Below are 21,384 nucleotides of genomic sequence, written 5' to 3'. Positions count from 1 at the left end.
AAAAACGCGCGGGCGGCGGCTCAGCCGCCCCATCGCGCGGACAAGGCCTGCGCCAGTTGCACCGGGTCGCCGCTGGGATGGCCGCGGCCGATTAGTTGCGTCGCGGCGGCCGGGTCGTAGCAGCCGTCGCCGGTCTGACCGGCGACCCAGGCGCCTTGTGCGGCGAGCGCGAGAACTTCTTCGACCTGCTGCGGGTCGCTGCCGCTGAGCAGCAGCACGGCGCTGTGCGCGGCCGGCAAACCGCCGACCACCGAGGCGCCGGCCTGCTGGGCGACGAAACGCAGGCCGGCGGTTTCACCGCTGCGCACGCCGACATCGTCGGGCAGGATGTAGACGTTGCCGACGCCGACCGCCTGGCCGGCTTCGGCCAGCAGCACCGGCAACGCGGACACGCGCGCGATCTGCTTGACCAGGTTGCCGTAGCGGCCGCCGTCCAGGCGCAACTGCACCAACAGCGGCTGCGGGAAGTCCGGCGGCAATGCGGCGAGCAGGCGACGGATGGCATCGGGACCGCCGATACCGGCCATCACCAGCACCGCGCCCTGCGCGACCGTGACTGCTGCGGCAGCGGCGTTATCGATGGTGGACTCCTCCTCCGAATCCAGCGCGACCAGCGACAGGCCTTCGGTGGAAATCTGCATCTGGCTCAGCGGCGCGCGCGCCTGCACGACCAGAGGCGCGTCGTCGTCCACCAGCGACCAGGCGCTGGCCGGCAGCGGCGGCGGTGAGCTGGCCGGTGCAGCGGCGGATGCCGCCTCGGTCGCCGTCACTGTTGCGGAGACCGCAGCAGGCGTGGCCACATCGCCGGCAGCGATCTGATCGTGCGAAAACTGCATGTCCTCGAAACCGGGCGCAGCATCGGCTGGCGGTTGCCAGGCATAGAAGCTGTCGCCGGGCACGGTGGTGGCGAAGCTGGCCGCTTCCTCGACGTGGAAGCCGATCGGCGCGCCTTCGTGCAGTTGCGCCGGAGTGGCCGGCAGGCCCGGTTCGGGCTGCAGGCCGGTGTCGGTCTCGCGCCCCGGCGGCAGCACGTCCTGGTGGCCTTGCAGCTTGGCCGCCAGGTGCCGCGCCCAGCGCTGCGCTTCCCAGCCCTCGCGGCGCGCGGCCAGTTCGGCCTCGTCGAAGATCACGGTGAGGCCGGGCAGGTCCAGCGCCGCATCCAGCCGTTCCAATGCGTCCTCGATCGCCGGTTCCAGCGCGATCAGCACCGCGTCGGGCGCGGCGTCGGCCAGGGTCTGCGCATCGATCGCGCCGGGGTCGTCCTCGAGCACGATCGACGCGCCGACCTGGTGCAGCGCCTCGCGCAGGCGCTCGCGCGCCTGGCCGGGACGCGCCAGCAATGCGACCGGGGTCCCGCTGGCGGCGCCGTCATTCGCGAACACGGGCGATCCCCAGCAGGTCGTACACGTTGCGCATCAGATCCAACTCTTGGTAAGGCTTGCCCAGGTAGCGCTGCACGCCGATCTCGAAGGCGCGCTGGCGGTGCTTTTCGCCGCTGCGCGAGGTGATCATCACGATCGGCACCGATTTGTAGCGGGGATCGGCGCGCATCGCGGTCGCCAGTTCGTAGCCATCCATGCGCGGCATCTCGATATCCAGCAGCATCAGGTCGGGGACGCGTTCTTCCAGGCGCTCCAGCGCCTCGATGCCGTCGCGGGCGACGATTACGTCGAAGTTGTGGCGTTCCAGCACGCGGCCGGTGACCTTGCGCATGGTCAGTGAATCGTCGACCACCATCACCAGCGGCACGCGCCGCTGTTCGGTCGGCGCCGCTTCCACCACCGGCCGCGCCGGCTGCGCCAGGTAGCGGCGCACCAGCGGGGCGACGTCCAGGATCACCACCACGCGGCCATCGCCGGTGATGGTGGCGCCGTAGATGCCGGGCACCGAGGCGATCTGCAGGCCGACCGGCTTGACCACGATTTCGCGGTTGCCGAGCACCTGGTCGATCGCCACCGCGGCGCGCAGGTCGCCGGCGCGCACCAGCAGCAGCGGCACCTGCGCCTGGCCTTCGGCGCGTGCCGGTGCCTGGCCGACCAGCGAGCCGAGGTCGTGCAGCGCGAATTCCTCGCCGCTGTAGTGGTAGCCGCCGTCGGCCGCTTCGAAACGCTCGCGGCTGATGCGGCCGATGCCGCTGACCGAGGCCACCGGCACAGCGAAGGTGGTCTCGCCGATCTGCACGAACACCGCCTGGGTCACCGCCAGCGTCTGCGGCAGGCGCAGGGTGAAGGTGACGCCCTGCCCCCACACCGAGTGGATGTCCACCGAGCCGCCGAGCTGGCGCACTTCGTTGCGCACCACGTCCATGCCCACGCCGCGGCCGGCCAGCTGGCTGACCTGGTCGTAGGTGCTGAAGCCGGGGGCGAAGATCAGCGAATCCAGTTCTTCGTCGGACAGCGCGGCGCCGATCGCGATCAGGCCGCGCTGTTCGGCGCGGTGACGGATCGCGTCGCGGTTGAGGCCGGCGCCGTCGTCGGCCACTTCCAGCACGATTTCCGAGCCTTCGCGGCGCAGCCGGATGGCGATGCTGCCCTCTTCCGCCTTGCCCGCAGCGCGGCGTTGTTCGGGCGTTTCCAGGCCGTGCGCGACCGAGTTGCGCAGCATGTGTTCCAGCGGCGCGATCATGCGGTCGAGCACATTGCGATCGAGTTCGCCGTGGGTGCCTTCCAGGGTCAGATGCACCTGCTTGCCGGTCTCGCTGGCGGCCTGCCGCACCACGCGGCGCAGCCGCGGCACCAGGCCGTCGAACGGCACCATGCGCGCGCGCATCAACCCGTCCTGCAGTTCCGAACTCACGCGCGACTGCTGTTGCAGCAAACCGTCGTACTGCCGCGCCAGGTCGTCGAGCACGCCTTGCAGGCCACCCAAGTCGGCCGCCGATTCGTTCAGCGCGCGGCTGAGCTGCTGCAGCGTGGAGAAGCGGTCCAGTTCCAGCGGATCGAAGCTCTGCTGGGTCTGGTCCTGCTCGCGCTGGTAGCGGGCGACGATCTGCGCTTCGGTTTCCAGGTCCAGGCGGCGCAGCTGGTCGCGCAGTCGCGCGTTGGTGCGGTCCAGTTCGGACATCGCGCCGCGGAATGCGCCGAGCTGCTGTTCCAGCCGCGAGCGGTAGATCGCCACTTCGCCGGCATGGTTGACCAGGCGGTCCAGCAGGTCGGCGCGCACGCGCACCTGTTCCTGCATCGGCCGCGCGATCATCGACTCTTCGTCGAGCGTGCCGTCCACCGGCAGCGGCGCCGACAGCGGCGCCGGCGCCGGTGCGGGCACCGACTCCGGATCGACCGCGGCCTGGATCATCGCCGCCACATCCGCATCGGTCTCGGTATTGGCAGCAGTATCGATGTCGTCAGCGGCGAACGGCAGGCTGCGGCCGTGGGCGCGCGCGTCGAAGCGGCCAATCAGATCGAACGGCATCGCCACCGCGCGGTGGTTACCGGTGAGGGTGAGCAACTGATGCAGGCGGTCGAACCCGCGTTCGAGCAATTGCACGTCGCTGCGGTCGAGTTCGGTGCGGTTGGCGGCCACCGCCTCCAGCAGCGATTCGATGCCGTGGCCGAGATCGCCGATCGGGTTGACCCCGGCCATGCGCGCGCCGCCCTTCAGCGTGTGCAGGTCGCGTTGCAGGCCGGCGAGCGCGTCGCGGTCCTGCGGCGCGGCGCGCAGTTCGGCGATCAGGCGGTCGCAATGGTCGAGCAGGTCCTTGCCTTCCTCGACGAAGATATCGACCAGCTCGCGGTCCAGATCGGCAAAGTCCAGCGGGCCGAGATCGACCGCGGCCAAGTCGATGGATTCGGTCGAGGCGGTGTCGTGCTGGGTGGATTCGGCGAACGACGGTGCGTCGGCAACGTCGGCGGGCACGCGATGCGCGTCGTCGGTCGCGATGTCGGACGGCTCGGTGATTTGGGCGTGTGCCGGCTCGGCATCCGTGTCCGCGGGGTGCACCGCGTCGCCCGCATGTTCGGCGTTGTCCAGCGTGACGTCGGCAACGTCGCTGGTTTGCGTGTCGTCGGCGTGCGTCTCGTGGGCATGCGGCGCTTCGACCGGTTCCGGGTCGGAACCGGTGTCGCCTTCGTGCCCGGCATGGTGCTCTGGCGCGTCGGCCGTGTCGGTCGAATGCGTGTGTTCGAGGTCGGCCGTTGCGCCGAGCGCTGCGTCCGCATCGGCATCGGCGGATTCGGGTGCGGCATCTTCGGCGTGCGGCGTCGGCGCGTGATCGTGCGCGTCGGTCGCCTCGACCGCTTCGGCGTCGGCCGGATGCGTTTCGATGTCGGCCTGCGCGGCATGGCCATCGACATCCTGGTCGATGGTCTCGTGCTGCGATTGCGCTGCGGCATCCACGTCGTCGTGCGCGTGTGGCGCGGTGTCGGCATGCGCCGCCGCGTCGTCCGCCACGGGTAGCGGCTCGGCATCGTCATTCGCCGATACCGGCTCGCTGCCATGCCAATGCGTGGACGGCTGCACCGGCTCTGCGTTGAACGCATACCCCTGCGGATCGCGCTCCTGGTCGTGCTCACCTTGATCGTGCTCGCCTTCGGCATGCCCGGTTTGGTCGTGCGCGCCTTGCGGGTCTTCCTGGTGCTCGCCGTGATGGGTTTCGTCGTGCGTCGCGCCCTCGTCGGCCGCTACGTCCTGCTCCTGCGTCTCGACCGTCGCTTCCACGGGCGGCGGCAGATCGCTGTCCGCCGGCACACGCTCCTCTGCCAGCGGCGCCTCGACGGTCAATTCGTCGAGCTTGCCTTCCTGGGCCAGAAGGGCCTGTTCATCGGCGTCGATCGCGACAGGTTCGCTGTCGGCTGGCGCGGCGGCGACCGCGTCCGATTCCTCTGCTGCGCCGTCCGCATCGTGTGCAACGTCGGATGCGGCACTGTCGCGCTCGTCGTGGGCGGATGCGTCGTGTACGTCGAACGCAGGCGGCGACGATGCCGTGCCGTCGGCAACTTCTTCGCTCGGCGCATGGGAATACTCGGCATCGAATGCCGGTGCATCGGCTGCAGACGCCGCCGAGGCATCGGCATCGGTGCTTTCGGCGACAGGCGCGGCGGCGGCGTGATCCGCATCGGTGCTGCCGGCCGCTTCGAGATGCCGTGCATCGCCCAGGTACGCCGACAGGTCGTCGGCCGAGGTGAGTTCCACCGCCTGCAGCAACTGCGCGTCCAGCCCGGCATCGGCGTGCGGCTGCGGTTCGTCCTCGTCTTCTTCGTCGTGCGCGATCGAAGGCCACTGCACTTCCGGCAACGTGGCGACCAGGGCCTGCAGACGCTGCGCCAGCTCGGTGAACGGCGGGATCACCGGCGACGGCGCCTGCAGTTCCTCGATGGTGGCGGCGATGGCCTGAGCGGCATCGTCGAGCGCACGCACGCCATCGGCGTCAGGCACCACGGCGGCGGCCAGCAGGCGCTTGACGTAGCTCTCGGCCGGGCCGGTGACGTCGGTGATTTCCGGCACGTCGGTCATCGCGAACGCGCCGCTCATCGTGTGCACCGCGCGCAGCAGCGCCTCGGTGGCCGGCTGCGGCGCATGCTGCAGCCAGTCGCGGACCGTCTCCAGATGCGTGCCGACTTCGGCTTCGAGGATCTCGCGCAGCACGCTGTCCACCGAGGCCGGCGTGCCGGCGCGCGGCGCGGCAACGGCCGGTGCCGGCGCGGCGGCGAAATAATAGGCGTCCTCGCCTGCCGCGATGCGGTCGGCGACCGCCTGGATCGCGCCCAGATCGGCATGGATGACGCCGTGCCCGCGCAGTGCCGCATTGAGCTGCGGCAACACCTCGTAAGCCAGTTCGACCATGGTCACCACGGCCGGGCTGGCCACGCGGGTGCCATCGAGCACGCGATTGAGCATGCCCTCGATCTTCCAGCTGAACTCGCCGAGCACGCGCGCGCCGACCAGTCGGCCGCTGCCTTTGAGGGTGTGGAACACGCGCCGGATCGGACGCAGGCTTTCCATGTGATTCGGCGACGCGCGCCATGCCGGCAGCAGGGTGCCGAGGTTGACCAGTTCCTCGTCGAACTCCTCGAGGAACACCTCGCGGATGTCGGCGTCGATCTCGCCACCGTCGTCCACGAAGCCGCCATCGATGGCGACCGGCGCGGGCGCCTCGGGCGGCGCGACCGCATCGGTCGGCGCTGGCGCGTGGTCGGCGGCGGTCTCGGTCGCGCCGGCGGACTCGCTAGCGGCGGGCGCGGCGACATCGAACTGTGCGGCAGCGGCGTCGAGTTCGGCGAGGAATGCGGCCGACGCGGCGTCCAGTTCGATCGGCTGGATGCTGGCCTTGTGCACGCCGGGCGCCGGCGCTTCCGGCTCCGGGGTCGGCTCCGGCCACGCCAGGTCGACGAACGGACTCTGTTCGGCGCCTGCATCGGCGTCGGTATGCTCGGTCTCGCCGGCATCCGCGTGCGGGGCTGTGTCGCTCTCGGCCTCGGCCACGAACACGGTATCGCTCGACGAAAGGTCGATAGTCGGCGTGGCGGGCTCGGCGACAGCGTCGCTGTCGTCGTCGGCCAGGGTCGCCGGCGTCTCGTTCCACGCGATGCTGTGGACCTCGTCGGACGCGGCGTCGGCGAAGGCCGGCGCATCCTCCAGTTCGATCACCAGCACATCGTCGTGGACGTTGTCGGTGGGCGCGGCCACCGGGGCATCGACGACGACCAGGGCCGGATCGTCGTGCTCGGCAGCGGCTTCGAGTTCGGCGTATTCGGCGGCCACCGGGTCGAAACCGTAGTTGGCCGGCGCTTCGTCGGTCGCGGGCGTGCCCTCGCCAGGCGCGACGGCCTGCTCGGCCGACGCCTCGGCGCTTTCCCAACGCAAGGCATCGCCTTCCAACGCCAGCGTGTCGGTGCTGATCTGCAGCGGCTCGACGGCGGCCGACCATTCTTCCTGTTCGGCGGCGACCGGATCGAAGCTGATCGGCGACGAGGCGACGACGGACGCATCTTCGTTGCCTGCAGCGTCGGCCGCCGCGACGGACGGCTCGGCATCGATGCGCTCGGCAGCCTCGGCGTTCGCAACGGCGTCGGTATCTTCGTGCAGCGTCCACTGCGGCGCCTGCGGCGTCTCGCCCGGCAGCGGCGGCGGCACGCTCGCGGCCATCGGCACGTCAGCGACCGGCGCCAGATCCCAGGACGGCACCGGCGGCGGCGCGGACACCGTCCTCGGCACATCGGCCACGTCGTCGGCCGACGCGATATCCAGCTCCGCCAAGGGCGCGAGCGACGGCGCATCGGCCGCCTGCGGCACCACGCCCTGCGGCGCCGGCACCTCGCTGGGCAACGGCCAGTAGCGCAGCGTTTCCAGGCTGGTGCGGGTGATATCGAGGATTTCCTCGCGGCCCGGGCGGCGCTCGCGCAGCGCTTCCAGGTAGTACTCCAGGCTGGCCATCGCATCGGCCAGCGTGTCCAGCTGGCGCCCGCTGGGCACGCGGCGCTTGCCGATCAGTTCGGTGGCCACGTAGCGGCGCACGCCTTCCAGGTAATCGGCCGGTTGCGGCAGTTCCAGCATGCGCAGCGCACCGGCGACCTCGCCGAGCAGGCGCGGCACTTCGGTCAGGCGCTCGTGTTCCCAGTTGGTCTCGATGAAGGCGACGAAATGCTCGCGCGCGGCGGCGAAATTGGCGATCGCCTCGTGCGCCAGCACTTCCACCGTGCGCCGCGCCTCGGCGGCGCTGGCATCGTCGTGGATGCCGGCGCTGGCGCCGAGATAGGCGACCTGGTCGTCGAGCGAGGCATCCACGTACAGCAGCGCGCCGGCGATATCCAGCAACAGGCCTTCGTCGGCCTGGCGCTCGCCTTCGACGATGCTGCGCAGCGCATCGCGCTGCTGCACCACCACGCCGCGGGCCACGCCCAGGCCCATCACCCCGAGGGTGTCGGCGACGCTGCCCAGTTCGTCCACCTGGGTCTGCAGCGCGGCGACGTCGCCGCCGGTGCGCAGGTGCAGGTCGAGTGCGTCCTTGACCCGCAGCAGTTCTTCCTTGATCGCGGTACCGACGGTGTCCAGCAGTTCGCGGTTGCGGCCGCTGAGGCTGCCGCGGGCATGGTCCAGCTCGGCCTCGGTGGCGGCGCTGGCGTCGGGCGACAGCGCGAACAGCGCGCCTTCGCTGAGCCCGGGCTCGCCGCGCGAGGCGCGGATCTCGTTGAGCAGCGGCAGCAGCACGATCGGGATGTCGCGATGGCCGTCCTGCAGACGCTCCAGATAATCGGGCAGCAGCACGGTGCCGCGCATCAGCGTGGCGCAGGCCTCGTCGCGGTCGGGCACCTGGCCGTTCTGCACGGCGATGGCCAGCAGTTCCAGTTCCTCGGCGACCATCGCCGGCGCGTACAGCTCGACCATGCGCAAGGTGCCCTGCACCTGGTGCAGGTAGCCGGCGCAGAAGCGCATGCGGCTGGTGTCGGCCGGGTCTTCGACGAAGTATTCGATCTCCCCGCGCACCTGGCGCAGGGTCTCGTCCAGCTCCGGCTTGACCCAGCCCAGGGCGGCATGGCTCATCGCATCGCGCAGCGCGCTCATCGCGGCGCTCCCGCGGACGGCCACGCGCCGCGCGTCGCCAGCGCGGCGGCGGTGAGCAGGGAGTGTTCACGGTACGTCATGTGCGCTTTCCTTCCACCCTGTTCCGATCCGCTCACGCCGGCAGCTTGAAGTCGGCGACCGAGCGCCGCAGATCCGCCGCCAGCTGCGCCAGCCGTCCGATCGATTCGGCGGTCTGGCCGGCACCTTGCGAGGTCTGTCCGGTGATGCGGCGGATCACGTCCATCGTCTGGGTGATGTCGGTCGCCGCGGCGGACTGCTGGTGCGCGGCGATGGAGATGTTCTTGATCAGGTTGTTGAGCGCGTTGGAGACGCGCTCGATCTCGGTCAGCGCGGTGCCGGCGTCTTCGGCCAGGCGCGCGCCGGACACCACTTCGGAGGTGGTCTGCTCCATCGAGCTGACCGCTTCGTTGGTATCGGCCTGAATCGTCTGCACCAGGCCTTCGATCCGGCGCGTGGCGCCGGAGGTGCGTTCGGCCAGGCGCTGCACTTCGTCGGCGACCAGCGCGAAGCCGCGACCGGCCTCGCCTGCCGAGGCGGCCTGCACCGCGGCGTTGAGCGCCAGGATGTTGGTCTGCTCGGAAATGTCGTTGATCAGTTCGACGATCGAGCCGATTTCCTGGGTCGATTCGCCCAGGCGCTTGATGCGCTTGGAGGTTTCCTGGATCTGGTCGCGGATCTGGTCCATGCCCTGGATGGTCTCGCGGACCACGCCGGCGCCCTCGGCGGCGATCACCACCGAACGCTGCGCCACTTCGGCCGACTCGCTGGAGTTGCGCGAGACCTGTTCGATGCTGGCGGCGATTTCGTTGATGCGCTCGGACGCCGAACCGATCTGCTCGGCCTGGTGGCCGGCGGCCTCGGCCAGCTGCAGCGCGGTGGCCTGGGTTTCCTCGGTGGAGATGGCGACCTTGGCCGAGGTGTCGTTGATCGTGGTGACCAGGTGGCGCAGCTCGTCGACCGCGTAGTTGATCGCGTCGGCGATGGCGCCGGTCATGTCCTCGGTGACCGAGGCCTTGACGGTCAGGTCGCCTTCGCCGAGCGAACTGATTTCGTCGAGCAGGCGCATGATCGCCTGCTGGTTGCGGCTGTTGTATTCGACCTGGGTCTGGTAGCGGATTTCCTGGTCGCGGGTGCGGCTGCGCACCGAGGTCCAGACGAAGCCGATGATCGACAGCAGCGCCAGCAGGCCGGATACCACGCCCAACCAGAAGTTCGGGAACAGGCGGGTGTCGCGGGTGGAGCCGAACGCGGAGAATGCGTCGAACAGCTTCTTGCTGTCGTCGAGCATCTTGTCCGAGCCGGCGGTCAACGCCGCGGCCGAGGACTGCGCGGCGAACAGGCTGCGCGAACTGGCCAGCAACGCGTCCAGGTCCTTCTTCATTTCCGCCCACTGCGCCTGCGACTGCTCCAGCGCGGCCAGCGCGGCGGCGTTGCGCACCGGCGCGATGCCCAGTTCCTCGTTGCCGTTGCGCAGGCCCTCGAGCATCTGCCCGAACACCACCGAGTCGCGCGCCAGCGCATCGCCGGCGCTGGCCGCGCCACTGCCGCCCGCCCGCATCTCGGTGACGCGGCGGGCCATGGTGCCGGCCACCACCACCTGTTGCAGGGTGTTGTAGATCTGCGCGGCGGGCGCGCCACCGACGGTCATCGCGCGCACCACCTCGTTCAACTGCGCCTGCAGCTGCGGCACGCCGCCGACGAAGCGCTCGGCGTTGCCGGCCAGCGCCAGCACCGCCGGCTCGCTGTCCACCACCTGCTGCGCGTTCTTGCCCAGCGGGGTCCAGGTGCGGTTGAGTTCCTCCAGCGGGCCGGCGATGCCGGTCTCGTTGGCATAGCGCGCGTTGAGCGCGGCGACGGTGCTCTCCACCCGCGCCTTGGTCTGCTTGAATTGCTTGTAGGTGGCCGCGTTGCCGGAGACCGCATCGCGGCCCTGGTTGGCCAGCTGCTGCGACAGCACCTGCAGGTCGGCCGCGCCGGTGCTGGCGCCGGCCAGGCGGTTGCCCTGCCAGGTGGCCACGCCGGTATTGGCGCCGAACACGATCAGCGACAGCGCCAACAGGCCCAGCCAGAAACTCGTCCCCATGCTGCCAAGCTTGCTGGCCTTGGGGGCGTCCGGTGCAGTACTCATGATTCGACCTCGATCTTCGATGCGAAGGCAGGCCGCGCGCTCAGGCGGCGGCTTGACGGAATTCGGGTGTACGCGACAGCAGCGACAGCGAGAACACGCCCCAGTCGTGGGTGTCGCCGCGGAACGCGCGGTCGACGAAGTGCGCGTAGCGGCCCTGCGCCAGCTCGCCGGGTTCCACCGCCTGCGATTCGGCGAAGCTGCGCTGGCCGAACAGCTCGTCGATGGTCAGCGCCACGTCGCCGCCGCTCTGGCGCATGATCAGCACGCGCTGGCCTTCCAGCAGCGAAGTGCGCTGGCCTTCCATGAACTGCTTCAAATCGACTACCGGAAACAGGTTGCCGCGCAGGTTGCCCACGCCCAGCAGCCACGGCTGCGCGCCCGGCACCGGGATGATCGGCGGCATGCGCACGATTTCCACCACCTCGCGGAAGTCGGACACCAGATGGCGGTTGCCGACGCGGAAGCCGACCCCGCGCCAGATGTCCTCGTCGAATTCGCGCTCGGGCATCTGCACCGCGTGCGCCAGGCTGCGCTGCTCGTAGGCCTCGAGGATGTCGAAGGGCGAACGCACGTCAGCCGACCAGCTGGTTGATGCGGGCGATCAGCTCGTCTTCGCGCGGCGGCTTGACGATGTAGTCGGTGGCGCCCTGGCGCATGCCCCAGACCTTGTCGGTCTCCATGCTCTTGGTGCTGATGATCAGCACCGGGATGTGCCGGGTGGCTTCGTCGCGCGACAGCGCGCGGGTGGCCTGGAAGCCGCTCATCCCCGGCAGCACCACGTCCATCAGCACCAGGCTCGGCGCCTGCTCGCGGACGATTTTCAGCCCGTCCTCGGCGTTGTCGGTGGCGAGCACCTCGTGCCCGGCTTTTTCCAGCCACTGCGTAAACACCGCCCGGTCGGTCGGTGAGTCCTCGATCAACAAGATTCGAGCCATGGTGCCTTTCCCCCTGGTCAGGCGTTGACGTATGTACGGATCGCGCCCAGCAGTTCTTCGCGTGTGAAGGGTTTGGTGAGGTACTGCTCGGAACCGACGATGCGCCCGCGCGCCTTGTCGAACAGGCCGTCCTTGGAGGACAGCATGATCACCGGCGTCGCCTTGAACAGCTGGTTGCCCTTGATCAGCGCGCAGGTCTGATAGCCGTCCAGCCGCGGCATCATGATGTCCACGAAGATGATCTGCGGTTGCTGATCGGCGATCTTGGCCAGGGCCTCGAAGCCGTCGGTGGCGGTGACCACCTCGCATCCCTCGCGCTTCAACAGCGTTTCGGCAGTACGGCGGATCGTCTTCGAGTCATCGATCACCATGACCCTCAGTCCTGCGAGTTCCCCACCCGCAGTCGTGTTTTCACTCATTTACTTGCCCCCAGGCGCGCGACGCTTCATCGGTTCCGACGTCGCTGCGAAACGACATGTATCCCAAGACCCACTCGGACTGTCAAGGCCGCCGCCACGGCTCTGCTTTGTGTCACTTTCCAGCGCTAACTATGTCACAGTTTGATTGCCGCCGCAGGTCACCGCACGGCCCCGTGCCGCAGCCCTTGCGCACCCCCGCCGCCGACCCGCTACCATCCTCCGCTCAGTCCCCCGGGTAACGCCATGTCGTTCGATGTCATCGTGGTGATGGATCCCATCGCCAGCATCAAGATTGCCAAAGACACTACCTTCGCGATGTTGCTGGAAGCGCAGCGCCGCGGGCACCGCTTGCACTACGTGCGCCCCGGCGGGCTGTCGCTGCGCGAAGGCCGCGCACTGGCCCAGGCCGCGCCGCTGCAGGTGCGCGACGACAAGAGCGGCTGGTTCGAACTGGGCGCGTTCGCCGAGCTGGCGTTCGGTACCGGGCAGGTGGTGCTGATGCGCAAGGACCCGCCGTTCGATTCGGAATTCCTGTACGACACCCACGTGCTGAGCGTGGCCCAGCGCGCCGGCGCGCAGGTGGTCAACGACCCGCAGGGCCTGCGCGACTTCAACGAGAAGCTGGCTGCGCAGCTGTTCCCGCAATGCTGCCCGCCGACCCTGGTCAGCCGCGACGCGGCCGCGCTGAAGGCGTTCGTGCTCGAACACGGCCAGGCGGTGCTGAAGCCGCTGGACGGCATGGGCGGGCGTTCGATCTTCCGCAGCGGCACCGGCGACCCCAACCTCAACGTGATCCTGGAGACGCTGACCGACGGCGGCCGCACGCTGGCCCTGGCGCAGCGCTTCATTCCCGACATCAGCGCCGGCGACAAGCGCATCCTGCTGGTGGATGGGGTGCCGGTGGACTACTGCCTGGCGCGGATCCCGCAGGGCGACGAATTCCGCGGCAACCTGGCCGCCGGCGGCCGCGGCGAAGGCCGCCCGCTGAGCGAGCGCGACCGCTGGATCGCCGCCCAGGTCGGCCCGGAGATGAAACGGCGCGGCATGCGCTTCGTCGGCCTGGACGTGATCGGCGATTTCCTGACCGAGGTCAACGTCACCAGCCCGACCTGCGTGCGCGAACTGGACGCGCAGTTCGGGCTGAACATCGCCGGGCTGCTGTTCGACGCGATCGAGGCCTACCCGGCGCGATGAGCGCGGCCGCCGCGACGCCCGCGCCGCGCATCGGCGAGCGCGACAGGCTCAGCGCCACCCTGGTGCTGTCGCTGATCGTGCACGGCCTGCTGATCCTGGGGGTGGGCTTCGCGATCGACGACGACGCGCCGCTGGTGCCGACCCTGGACGTGATCTTCAGCCAGACCAGCACCCCGCTGACGCCGAAGCAGGCCGATTTCCTGGCCCAGGCCAACCAGCAGGGCGGCGGCGACCACGACAAGGCGCAGCGCCCGCGCGACAGCCAGCCCGGCATCGTGCCGCAGCAGCACGACGGCCTGGCGCCGCAGGCGCTGCGCGCGCAGACCGCGGCGGCGGCGCCGGAGCCGACCCCGCGCGTGGTCAGCAGCGCGCGCGGCGAGCAGCCGCAGCCGGCTCCGCAGACCCAGCCGCGCACCGACGCCCCGACCCAGCCGGTGGATGCGCAGCGCGAGCAGCGCGATGCGGAGATGGCGCGCCTGGCCGCCGAAGTGCACCTGCGGTCGGAGCAGTACGCCAAGCGCCCGAACCGCAAGTTCGTCTCCGCCAGCACCCGCGAATACGCCTACGCCAATTATTTGCGCGCCTGGGTGGACCGCGCCGAACGCGTCGGCAACCTCAACTATCCCGACGAGGCGCGCCGGCAGCGGCTGGGCGGCCAGGTGGTGATCAGCGTCGGCGTGCGCCGCGACGGCAGCGTCGAGAGCAGCCGCATCCTGCGCTCCAGCGGGGTGCCGATGCTCGACGCCGCGGCGATGCGGGTGGTGCAACTGGCGCAACCGTTCCCGCCGCTGCCGCATACCGAAGACAACATCGACATCCTGCAGGTGACCCGCACCTGGGTGTTCCTGCCCGGCGGCACGCTGCGCGACGACCGCTGAGCGCGCGCAGCGACAAGCCCCTCTCCCATCGGGAGAGGGGTTGGGGTGAGGGTACGGCCGCCACGGATCGCCTGAGGGCGCCGAACATTTCGAGGCTTCGCCCGTACCCTCATCCGCCCCTTCGGGGCACCTTCTCCCGACGGGAGAAGGAACAAATCGAGCCCCTCTCCCACCGGCGACCGAAGGGAGTCCCCGTGGGAGAGAGGGGTTGGGGTGAGGGTACGGCCGCCATGGATCGCCTGGCGGCACTGAACATTTCGAGGCTTCGCCCATACCCTCATCCGCCCCTACGGGGCACCTTCTCCCGACGGGAGAAGGGAGTTGCCTCACGTGGCGCCGCATGCGCGCCCACGGCAACGATCGAGATAACCATTCGTGCCACTGACATAACGACGCGGCATTTCTGAATAGGCGTCACATTAAGGTTAATGGTGGCGGGGAACGTTACCGCGCACACCGTATCGCCAAGGACGAGTGACTCGGAAGCCGGCGCGACGCATCTCCGCCCCCACCACCCGAGCCGCCTCCTCCATGAAAAAGCACCCCCTCCTTCGCAGGCCCGCCCTGCTCGCGCTGGCGCTGAGCGTCGCCCTCGCTGCGCCGGCCGCCATGGCCCAGTCCACCACCGGCACCGTCGCCGGCCAGGCGCCGGCCAACGCGCAACGCGTGCAGGTGCGCAGCGACAGCGGCCTCAGCCGCGAAGTCGCGGTCGATGCGCGCGGCCGCTACAGCATCGGCCAGCTGCCGCTGGGCACCTACAGCGTCGTCGCCAAGGGCGCCGACGACGCCGTGCTCGGCAGCCGCGAGGGCGTGGGCCTGACCGTCGGCGCGGTCACCGACGTCTCCTTCGCCGCGGTCACCAGCCTGACCGGGGTCACCGTCAGCGCCGACCGCGCCGCCGCCGCGATCGACGTCAGCAGCGTCGACTCGCGCACGGTGATCAACGCCGAACAGTTGCAGCGGCTGCCGCTTGGACGCTCGGCCGAGGCGATCGCGCAGCTGGCGCCCGGCGTGGCCGGCAACAGCGGCAGCGGCACCTATACCGGTCCGACCGGCGCGCAACTGCTCAGCTTCGGCGGCTCCTCGGCCGCGGAGAACGCCTATTACATCAACGGCTTCAACACCACCGACCCGCTGCGCGGACTGGGCGGGCTGACCCTGCCCTACGGCAGCATCGACCAGTTGGAGGTCTACACCGGCGGCTACAGCGCCAAGTACGGGCGTTCCGACGGCGGCGTGATCAACGCGGTCGGCAAGCGCGGCAGCAACGAATGGCATTTCGGCGGCCAGGCCACCTGGGAACCGGACGGCCTGCGCTCCTCGCAGCAGGACGTCTACGCGCCCGGCGACGGCAGCCTGTACCGGCCGGACAGCAAGAGCAGTTCCACGCTCAGCACGCAGAGCCTGTACGCGGGCGGCCCGCTGATCCAGGACAAGCTGTTCTTCTTCGGCTCCTACGAGTTGCAGCGCCAGGACGGCGACAGGTTCTACGGGACGCGCGAGACCAACACGGGCTACTACGATTACCACTACCGCCGGCCGAGCTGGTACGCCAAGCTCGACTGGAACATCAGCGACAACCAGTTGCTGGAAATCACCGGCGCCTCCAGCCGCTACATCACCCGCGGCAGCTACTACGACTACAGCGGTTATGACATCGGCGCGCGCCGCGGCAGCGCCGACACCACCAAGACCGGCGGCGACCTGTGGACCGCCAAGTACACCGGCTACCTCACCGACCGCCTAACCTTCAGCGCCCAGTACGGCAAGCAGCGCACCGACGACTACACCGGCAACCCCAACTACAACGGCGCGCTGACCTACGTCGACGACGCCTCGTTCCAGAACCCGGCCTACACCGGCGGCACCCCGATCACCAACGCCCAGACCACCGCGCTGCTGGTCGACCCCGACCGCGGCAACCGCACCGACAACCTGCGGCTGGACCTGAACTACGTCATCGGCGAGCACAGCATCACCGTCGGCATCGACAACCAGAACGCGCGCGCTCAACCGCGGCTCGGTGGCCTCGGGCGATGGCTACCAGTGGATCTACGGCCAGTCCAATCCGGGCATACCGATCAATACCGGACTCGGCGTGCCGGCCACCGGCGGCTACGCCAACGGCGAGGACGGCTACTACGTGCGCCAATACGTCTATAGCGCCCTGGCCTCGGTGCGCGCGGTGCAGCGCGCGCAATACATCGAGGACAACTGGCAGGTCAGCGATCGCTTGCTGCTCAGCCTCGGCCTGCGCCTGGACCAGTTCACCAACTACAACCGCGACGGCGACGCCTACATCAAGCAGACCAGCGGGCAGTGGGCGCCGCGCCTGGGCTTCAGCTGGGACGTCGACGGCGACGCGCGCTTCAAGGTCTACGGCAACGCCGGCCGCTACTACCTGGCGCTGCCGCTGAATCCGGCATTCAATGCCGCCGGCGCGACCCTGGCGACCTCGACCTACTACACCTACGGCGGCATCGACGGCAACGGCTACCCCACCGACCTGACCCAGATCTCCGGCGCGGTCTCCTCCAACAACAACTACGGCATCCTGCCCGATGCCAAGACCGTGGCCACGCAGGGCATCAAGCCCTCGTTCCAGGACGAGTTCATTCTCGGCTTCACCAAGGCCTGGGGCGACAGCTGGGTCTACGGCGCCAAGGGCACCTACCGCGTGTTGCGCAGCGGCGTGGACGACTACTGCGACAGCGACACGGTGTTCGCCGCGGCGGCCGCGCAAGGGCATTCGGTGACCCTGGACAGCAATCCGGTCAGCTGCTGGCTGATCAATCCGGGCAAGTCCAACACCTTCACCCTGGTGGATACCTCGGGCAACTACGTCAGTGTGCCGCTGAGCAATGCCGAACTCGGCTTTCCCAAGTTCAAGCGCAACTACTACGGGCTCAACCTGTCGCTGGAACACCCGTTCGACCAGCGCTGGTACGGGCGCTTCGACTACACCTGGTCGCGCAGCTACGGCACCACCGAAGGCCAGCTGCTGTCGGGCATCGGTCAGACCGCGGTGTCCACCACCCAGGCCTGGGACTACGCGCAGTTGATGGAACACACCAACGGCCCGCAGAGCAACGACCACACCCATCAGTTCAAGTTCTACGGCTATTACCAGTTCACTCCGGAATGGCTGGTATCGGCCAATCTCAAGCTGGTGTCCGGCACGCCGTTCAGTGCGCTGGGTTCGTACGGGGCCGACCAGAGCGACCCGTCCGGCTACGGCATCGCCTACCACTACTACCAGGGCCAAGCGGCGCCCCCGGGCAGCCAGGGCCGCCTGCCGTGGCTGAAGCAGCTCGATCTCGGGGTGTCGTGGCGGCCGGCCTACGCCGACCACAAGCTGGCCTTCAACCTGGACGTGTTCAACGCCTTCAACGGTCAGGCCACGCTGTGGAAGTATCCGTATTCGGAAACGGATCCGGGCAACAGCGATCCGGTGTACGGCGCGGCGCTGCTGCGCCAGGCACCGCGCTCGCTGCGGTTGAGCGTCAGCTACGACTACTGACCGCGACTGCGCGGTCGCAACGCGGGGAGGCCGGCGCGCCATCGCCGGCCTCCCCGCATGCGTTCATCCCGCCACGCTGGCCTGGTGCAGGCGATCGGCCAGCGCCACGATCTCCGCCGCGTCCTGCACGCGCGCGCGCCAGGCGGCGGGGATGCCGTCGATGCCGTAGAAGGCGCCGGCCAGCTGGCCGCAGATCGCCGCGGTGGTGTCGGCGTCGTCGCCGAGGTTGGCCGCGCGCAATACCGCATCGGCGAAGCAATCGGTCGTTGCGAAACACCACAGCGCCGCCGACAGCGCATCGACCACGTAGCCGGTACCGCGGATCTGCGTTGCCGGCACCGCGGCATGATCGCGCATGGCCAGCGCACGCAGCGCCGGCGTGTCCAGCGCCACATCCGGCGCCTGCAGCACCTGCGCGCGCTCGCCGCCGAGCATGGCCGCGCGCAACTGCAACGCGAACAGCCGGCAGGCATCCAGCGCCTCGGCGGCGGCGTGGGTGGTGCGCGAACTGTCCGCCGCGCGGTCGGCCAGCACGGCGGGGCGATGCGCGTAGTACATCGCCACCGGCGCCAGCCGCATCAGCGAGCCGTTGCCGGCCGCGCGCGGGTCGTCGCTGCCGCTGAACGCCGGGCCGCCGTCCAGGTAACGCTCCAGCGCTTGGCGCACGGTGTTGCCGATGTCGAAACACGCGCCGGTACTGCTCAGGTAGCCATGGCGGTACCAGTTGCAATAGCGGTTCATCTGGTCGGCGGCGTCGAAGCCTTCGCGGTACAGCAGGCTGTGCGCCAGGCACAGCGCCATCGAGGTGTCGTCGGTCCACTGCCCGGGCTGCAGCTCGAACGGACCACCGCCCACCATGTCGTCGATCGGCGCGAAGCTGCCGGGCGCCTTGAATTCCAGCGTGGTCCCCACTGCATCGCCGACCGCCAGGCCCAGCAGGCAGCCGCGAAACCGCGTGCGCTCGCTCTCGGCCGCGCTCATCGTGCGGCCCGCTGCGCCTGCTGTTCGGCCAGGGTCAGCGCGACGTTGTCGCGCAGATAGGCCGGCTCGGCGCGCTCCGGCGCGATCGCTTCGCCGCGCGCATGGGCGGCCAGCGCCAGGGTCAGCACGTCGGCGGCATGCGGCAAGGCCTGCGCATCGACGCTGCGCAACTGCGCGTGCAGGCGCCGCTGCAGCGTCGCGTCGATGGCGGCGAAACCGGTGCCGACGCCGTGCCAGGGCGCGTCCGTCTGCGGCAGCACGAACGCGTCCGGGATCAGCACCTGCTCGGGCGTCAGCGCGCGCAGGCCATCGGCATCGCGCACGAACGCCGCCGCATAGATCTCGCCCATGCGCGCGTCGATCGCGGCCAGCACCTGCGGCGCGTCGGCCGGCGCGCGCAAGGCCAGCGCATGCAAGGTGGACACCGGCAACACTGGCAGGTCCAGCGCCAGCGCGATGCCCTGCGCCAGCGCGATCGCCAGGCGCACGCCGGTGAACGCGCCGGGGCCGCGGCCGAAGGCGATCGCATCGAGCTGGCTGCGGGCGATGCCGGCCTCGGCCAGCAACTGCTCGGCCCACGGCAGCGCCAGTTCGGCATGCCGGCGCGGCGCGAGTTCGAAGCGCTCCAGGACCGTGCCATCGACATGTACGGCGACGGAGAGGGCTTCTGTGGCGGTTTCGAAGGCGAGGATTTTCATTGGAGGCCGGGATTGGGGATTCGGGATTGGGGATTCGAAAAGCGAAGCGAGGGCGAAAAAGCGGATGCCGTGCGCTGGCTAGTCGAACGGCGGCGACGCGACGTGTTCGTGATTATCCACCGGCGCCGCGGCGCCGGCGCCGAAGAACTGGCGCACGTCCTCGACATCGCGGGTGCGCGCGAACGGCGGCAGCGATTCCAGGAAAGTGCGGCCGTAGGATTTGGACAGCAGGCGCGGATCGCACAGCACCAGCACGCCGCGGTCGGTCTCGCTGCGGATCAGCCGGCCCACGCCCTGCTTCAGCGCGATCACCGCCTGCGGCAGCTGTTCGTCGCGGAACGGGTTGCCGCCGTCGCGGCGGATCGCGTCCAGCCGCGCCTCGAACACCGGATCGTCCGGCGCGGCGAACGGCAGCTTGTCGATCACCACCACGCTCAGCGCATCGCCGACCACGTCCACGCCTTCGCGGAAGCTGGCCGAGCCGAGCAGCACGCCGTTGCCGGACTCGCGAAAACGCTGCAGCAGGCTCGCGCGCGGCGCCTCGCCCTGCACGAACAGCGGCCATGGCCCGTCGCGCAATGCCTCGGCGGCTTCGCGCAAGGCGCGGTGCGAGGCGAACAGCAGGAAGGCGCGGCCCTGCGAGGCCTGCAGCACCGGATGCAGCGCGGCGATCAAGGCGGTGCCGAAACCGCGCGCGTTCGGATCCGGCAGCGCCGGCAGATAGCACAGCGCCTGCCGCGCCCAATCGAACGGGCTGGGCTGCAGCAGGGTCATCGGATCGCTCAGGCCCAGGCGGGTGGCGATGTGCTCGAAATCGCCCTTCACCGCCAGCGTCGCCGAGGTGAACACCCACGCCGCGTGCGACTTCTCGCGATGCAGGCGCAACGGGCCGGACACGTCCAGCGGCGTGCGCTGGCAGCGGAAGCCGCGCGCGCTGAGTTCGTACCACAGCACATCGTTGGACGGCGGTTCCGGCTCGGCGTCGAAATCGGCGATCGGCGCGTCGTCGCCGAGCCAATGGCCCAGGCGCGCGCGCATCTCCTGCGCACGCGCAGCGCAGGCGTCGAAACCAGGCGAGGCCTCGCGCAGCGCCGCCAGGCTCTCCTGCAGCCGCGCCAGTTCCGCCAGCAGCGCATCGAAACCGTCGCGCACCTGCGGCTTGGCCAGCAGCCGCCATTGCGTGCCGCGGGTGGGCAAGCCTTCCATCGCCGCGCGCAGTTCGCGCAAGGCCTGCTCCAGCGCCTGCACCGGCGCCTGCAGGCTGGCCAGCGCGCCGGCGACGTGGCGGCTCTCGGCCAGGCAGTCGCGCGCCAGCTCCTGCAGCGGGCGCATGCCGAAGCTTTCGCCGAAGAAGTTCGCCGCCAGTTCCGGCAATTGATGCGCCTCGTCGATGACGAAGACCTGCGCGCCGGGCAGAATCTCGCCGAAGCCTTCCTGCTTCAGCGCCAGGTCGGCCAGCAGCAGGTGATGGTTGACCACCACCACGTCGGCGGCCTGCGCGCGCTGCCGCGCCTGCACCACGAAGCACTCGCCCCAGAACGGGCATTCGGTGCCCAGGCAGTTGTCCATGGTCGAAGTGACCATCGGCAGCAGCGGCGAATCGTCGGGCAGCGCCTCCAGCTCGGCGATGTCGCCGAAGCGAGTGCGCCCGCCCCAGGCGACGATGCGCTGGAACTGCGCGATCTGCTCGCGCGAGGTGAAGCGCGGCTCGCCCTTGGCCTGCTCCAGCCGGTACTTGCACAGATAGTTGGCGCGGCCCTTCAGCAACGCACTGTTCAAGCCCACGCCCAGCGCCGCGCGCACCCGCGGCAGATCGCGGTGGTAGAGCTGGTCCTGCAGCGCGCGGGTGCCGGTGGAGACGATGGTCTTCAGCCCCGACAGCAGCGCCGGCACCAGGTACGCATAGGTCTTGCCGGTGCCGGTGCCGGCCTCGGCGAGCAGCACATCGCGCTGCTCGAACGCCTCGGCGATCGCCGCGGTCAGCCGCAGCTGCGCCGCACGCGGCACGAACGCATCCAGCTGGCGGGCGAGCGCACCGCCTTCGCTGAGCGCTTCGGTGCTGGCATGGCTGAGGGACATTGGGGGCCGGGATTGGGGATTCGGGATTGGGG

General features: G+C 69.8%; 11 protein-coding genes and 1 pseudogene. 3 read left to right on the top strand and 9 right to left on the bottom strand.

All coding sequences use genetic code 11. From position 1 onward, the window contains the following. Positions 1 to 20: 20 nt before the first annotated feature. From HEP75_RS06035 to pilG, 6 genes are all read right to left on the bottom strand, one after another. Entirely contained in the window at positions 21 to 1,382 is a 1,362-nt protein-coding gene (locus HEP75_RS06035; RefSeq protein ID WP_185825793.1) for a chemotaxis protein CheB, read from the bottom strand. Beyond that, complete coding sequence (locus tag HEP75_RS06030) at positions 1,369 to 8,499, bottom strand: Hpt domain-containing protein (protein WP_185825792.1); 7,131 nt, start codon at positions 8,497 to 8,499, stop codon at positions 1,369 to 1,371. The genes HEP75_RS06035 and HEP75_RS06030 overlap by 14 nt, the downstream gene beginning before the upstream one ends. Positions 8,500 to 8,611: 112 nt before the next feature. Then, on the bottom strand, positions 8,612 to 10,648 hold the full coding sequence (locus HEP75_RS06025) for a methyl-accepting chemotaxis protein (protein WP_185815604.1): 2,037 nt from the start codon (positions 10,646 to 10,648) through the stop codon (positions 8,612 to 8,614). Between the two features lie 40 nt (positions 10,649 to 10,688). Continuing rightward, on the bottom strand, positions 10,689 to 11,219 hold the full coding sequence (locus tag HEP75_RS06020) for a chemotaxis protein CheW (protein ID WP_185815603.1): 531 nt from the start codon (positions 11,217 to 11,219) through the stop codon (positions 10,689 to 10,691). A gap of 1 nt (position 11,220) precedes the next feature. Further along, positions 11,221 to 11,583, bottom strand: a complete 363-nt coding sequence (locus tag HEP75_RS06015) for a response regulator (RefSeq protein ID WP_179566488.1) — start codon at positions 11,581 to 11,583, stop codon at positions 11,221 to 11,223. A 17-nt stretch (positions 11,584 to 11,600) separates the two neighbouring features. After that, positions 11,601 to 12,002, bottom strand: coding sequence for a twitching motility response regulator PilG (gene pilG / locus HEP75_RS06010; protein ID WP_003472648.1), 402 nt, complete (start codon positions 12,000 to 12,002; stop codon positions 11,601 to 11,603). A gap of 243 nt (positions 12,003 to 12,245) precedes the next feature. On the opposite strand from pilG, the gene gshB reads away from it, so the two are divergent. The 3 genes and pseudogenes from gshB (at position 12,246) to HEP75_RS05995 (ending at position 17,594) form a co-directional block, all read left to right on the top strand. Then, positions 12,246 to 13,196, top strand: a complete 951-nt coding sequence (gene gshB / locus HEP75_RS06005) for a glutathione synthase (RefSeq protein WP_185815602.1) — start codon at positions 12,246 to 12,248, stop codon at positions 13,194 to 13,196. Further along, entirely contained in the window at positions 13,193 to 14,074 is an 882-nt protein-coding gene (locus HEP75_RS06000; protein WP_185825791.1) for an energy transducer TonB, read from the top strand. Before gshB ends, HEP75_RS06000 begins: the two co-directional genes overlap by 4 nt. A 531-nt stretch (positions 14,075 to 14,605) precedes the next feature. Continuing rightward, positions 14,606 to 17,594: pseudogene (locus HEP75_RS05995) on the top strand (TonB-dependent receptor). A 63-nt stretch (positions 17,595 to 17,657) separates the two neighbouring features. Here HEP75_RS05995 and HEP75_RS05990 read toward each other — a convergent pair. The 3 genes from HEP75_RS05990 to HEP75_RS05980 form a co-directional block, all read right to left on the bottom strand. Then, positions 17,658 to 18,575, bottom strand: coding sequence for an ADP-ribosylglycohydrolase family protein (locus HEP75_RS05990; RefSeq protein WP_185825790.1), 918 nt, complete (start codon positions 18,573 to 18,575; stop codon positions 17,658 to 17,660). Continuing rightward, positions 18,572 to 19,273 carry a tRNA (adenosine(37)-N6)-threonylcarbamoyltransferase complex dimerization subunit type 1 TsaB gene (tsaB, locus tag HEP75_RS05985; RefSeq protein ID WP_185825789.1) on the bottom strand — a complete coding sequence of 234 codons (702 nt, stop codon included), beginning with the start codon at positions 19,271 to 19,273 and terminating at the stop codon, positions 18,572 to 18,574. Before tsaB ends, HEP75_RS05990 begins: the two co-directional genes overlap by 4 nt. Before the next feature lie 78 nt (positions 19,274 to 19,351). Continuing rightward, complete coding sequence (locus tag HEP75_RS05980) at positions 19,352 to 21,352, bottom strand: ATP-dependent DNA helicase (protein WP_185825788.1); 2,001 nt, start codon at positions 21,350 to 21,352, stop codon at positions 19,352 to 19,354. Between the last annotated feature and the right edge of the window lie 32 nt (positions 21,353 to 21,384).

This window comes from Xanthomonas sp. SI (genome assembly GCF_014236855.1).
GTDB lineage: Bacteria > Pseudomonadota > Gammaproteobacteria > Xanthomonadales > Xanthomonadaceae > Xanthomonas_A.
Note: the sequence above shows the minus strand (reverse complement) of the source record. Positions and strands in the feature narration are given on the sequence as shown.

Excerpts from the sequence above, each read along its gene's own strand:
- HEP75_RS06030 (WP_185825792.1), bottom strand. The coding sequence starts at position 8,499 with ATGAGCGCGCTGCGCGATGCGATGAGCCATGCCGCCCTGGGCTGGGTC.
- HEP75_RS06025 (WP_185815604.1), bottom strand. The coding sequence starts at position 10,648 with ATGAGTACTGCACCGGACGCCCCCAAGGCCAGCAAGCTTGGCAGCATG.
- HEP75_RS06015 (WP_179566488.1), bottom strand. The coding sequence starts at position 11,583 with ATGGCTCGAATCTTGTTGATCGAGGACTCACCGACCGACCGGGCGGTG.
- pilG (WP_003472648.1), bottom strand. The coding sequence starts at position 12,002 with ATGAGTGAAAACACGACTGCGGGTGGGGAACTCGCAGGACTGAGGGTC.
- gshB (WP_185815602.1), top strand. The coding sequence starts at position 12,246 with ATGTCGTTCGATGTCATCGTGGTGATGGATCCCATCGCCAGCATCAAG.
- HEP75_RS06000 (WP_185825791.1), top strand. The coding sequence starts at position 13,193 with ATGAGCGCGGCCGCCGCGACGCCCGCGCCGCGCATCGGCGAGCGCGAC.
- HEP75_RS05990 (WP_185825790.1), bottom strand. The coding sequence starts at position 18,575 with ATGAGCGCGGCCGAGAGCGAGCGCACGCGGTTTCGCGGCTGCCTGCTG.
- tsaB (WP_185825789.1), bottom strand. The coding sequence starts at position 19,273 with ATGAAAATCCTCGCCTTCGAAACCGCCACAGAAGCCCTCTCCGTCGCC.
- HEP75_RS05980 (WP_185825788.1), bottom strand. The coding sequence starts at position 21,352 with ATGTCCCTCAGCCATGCCAGCACCGAAGCGCTCAGCGAAGGCGGTGCG.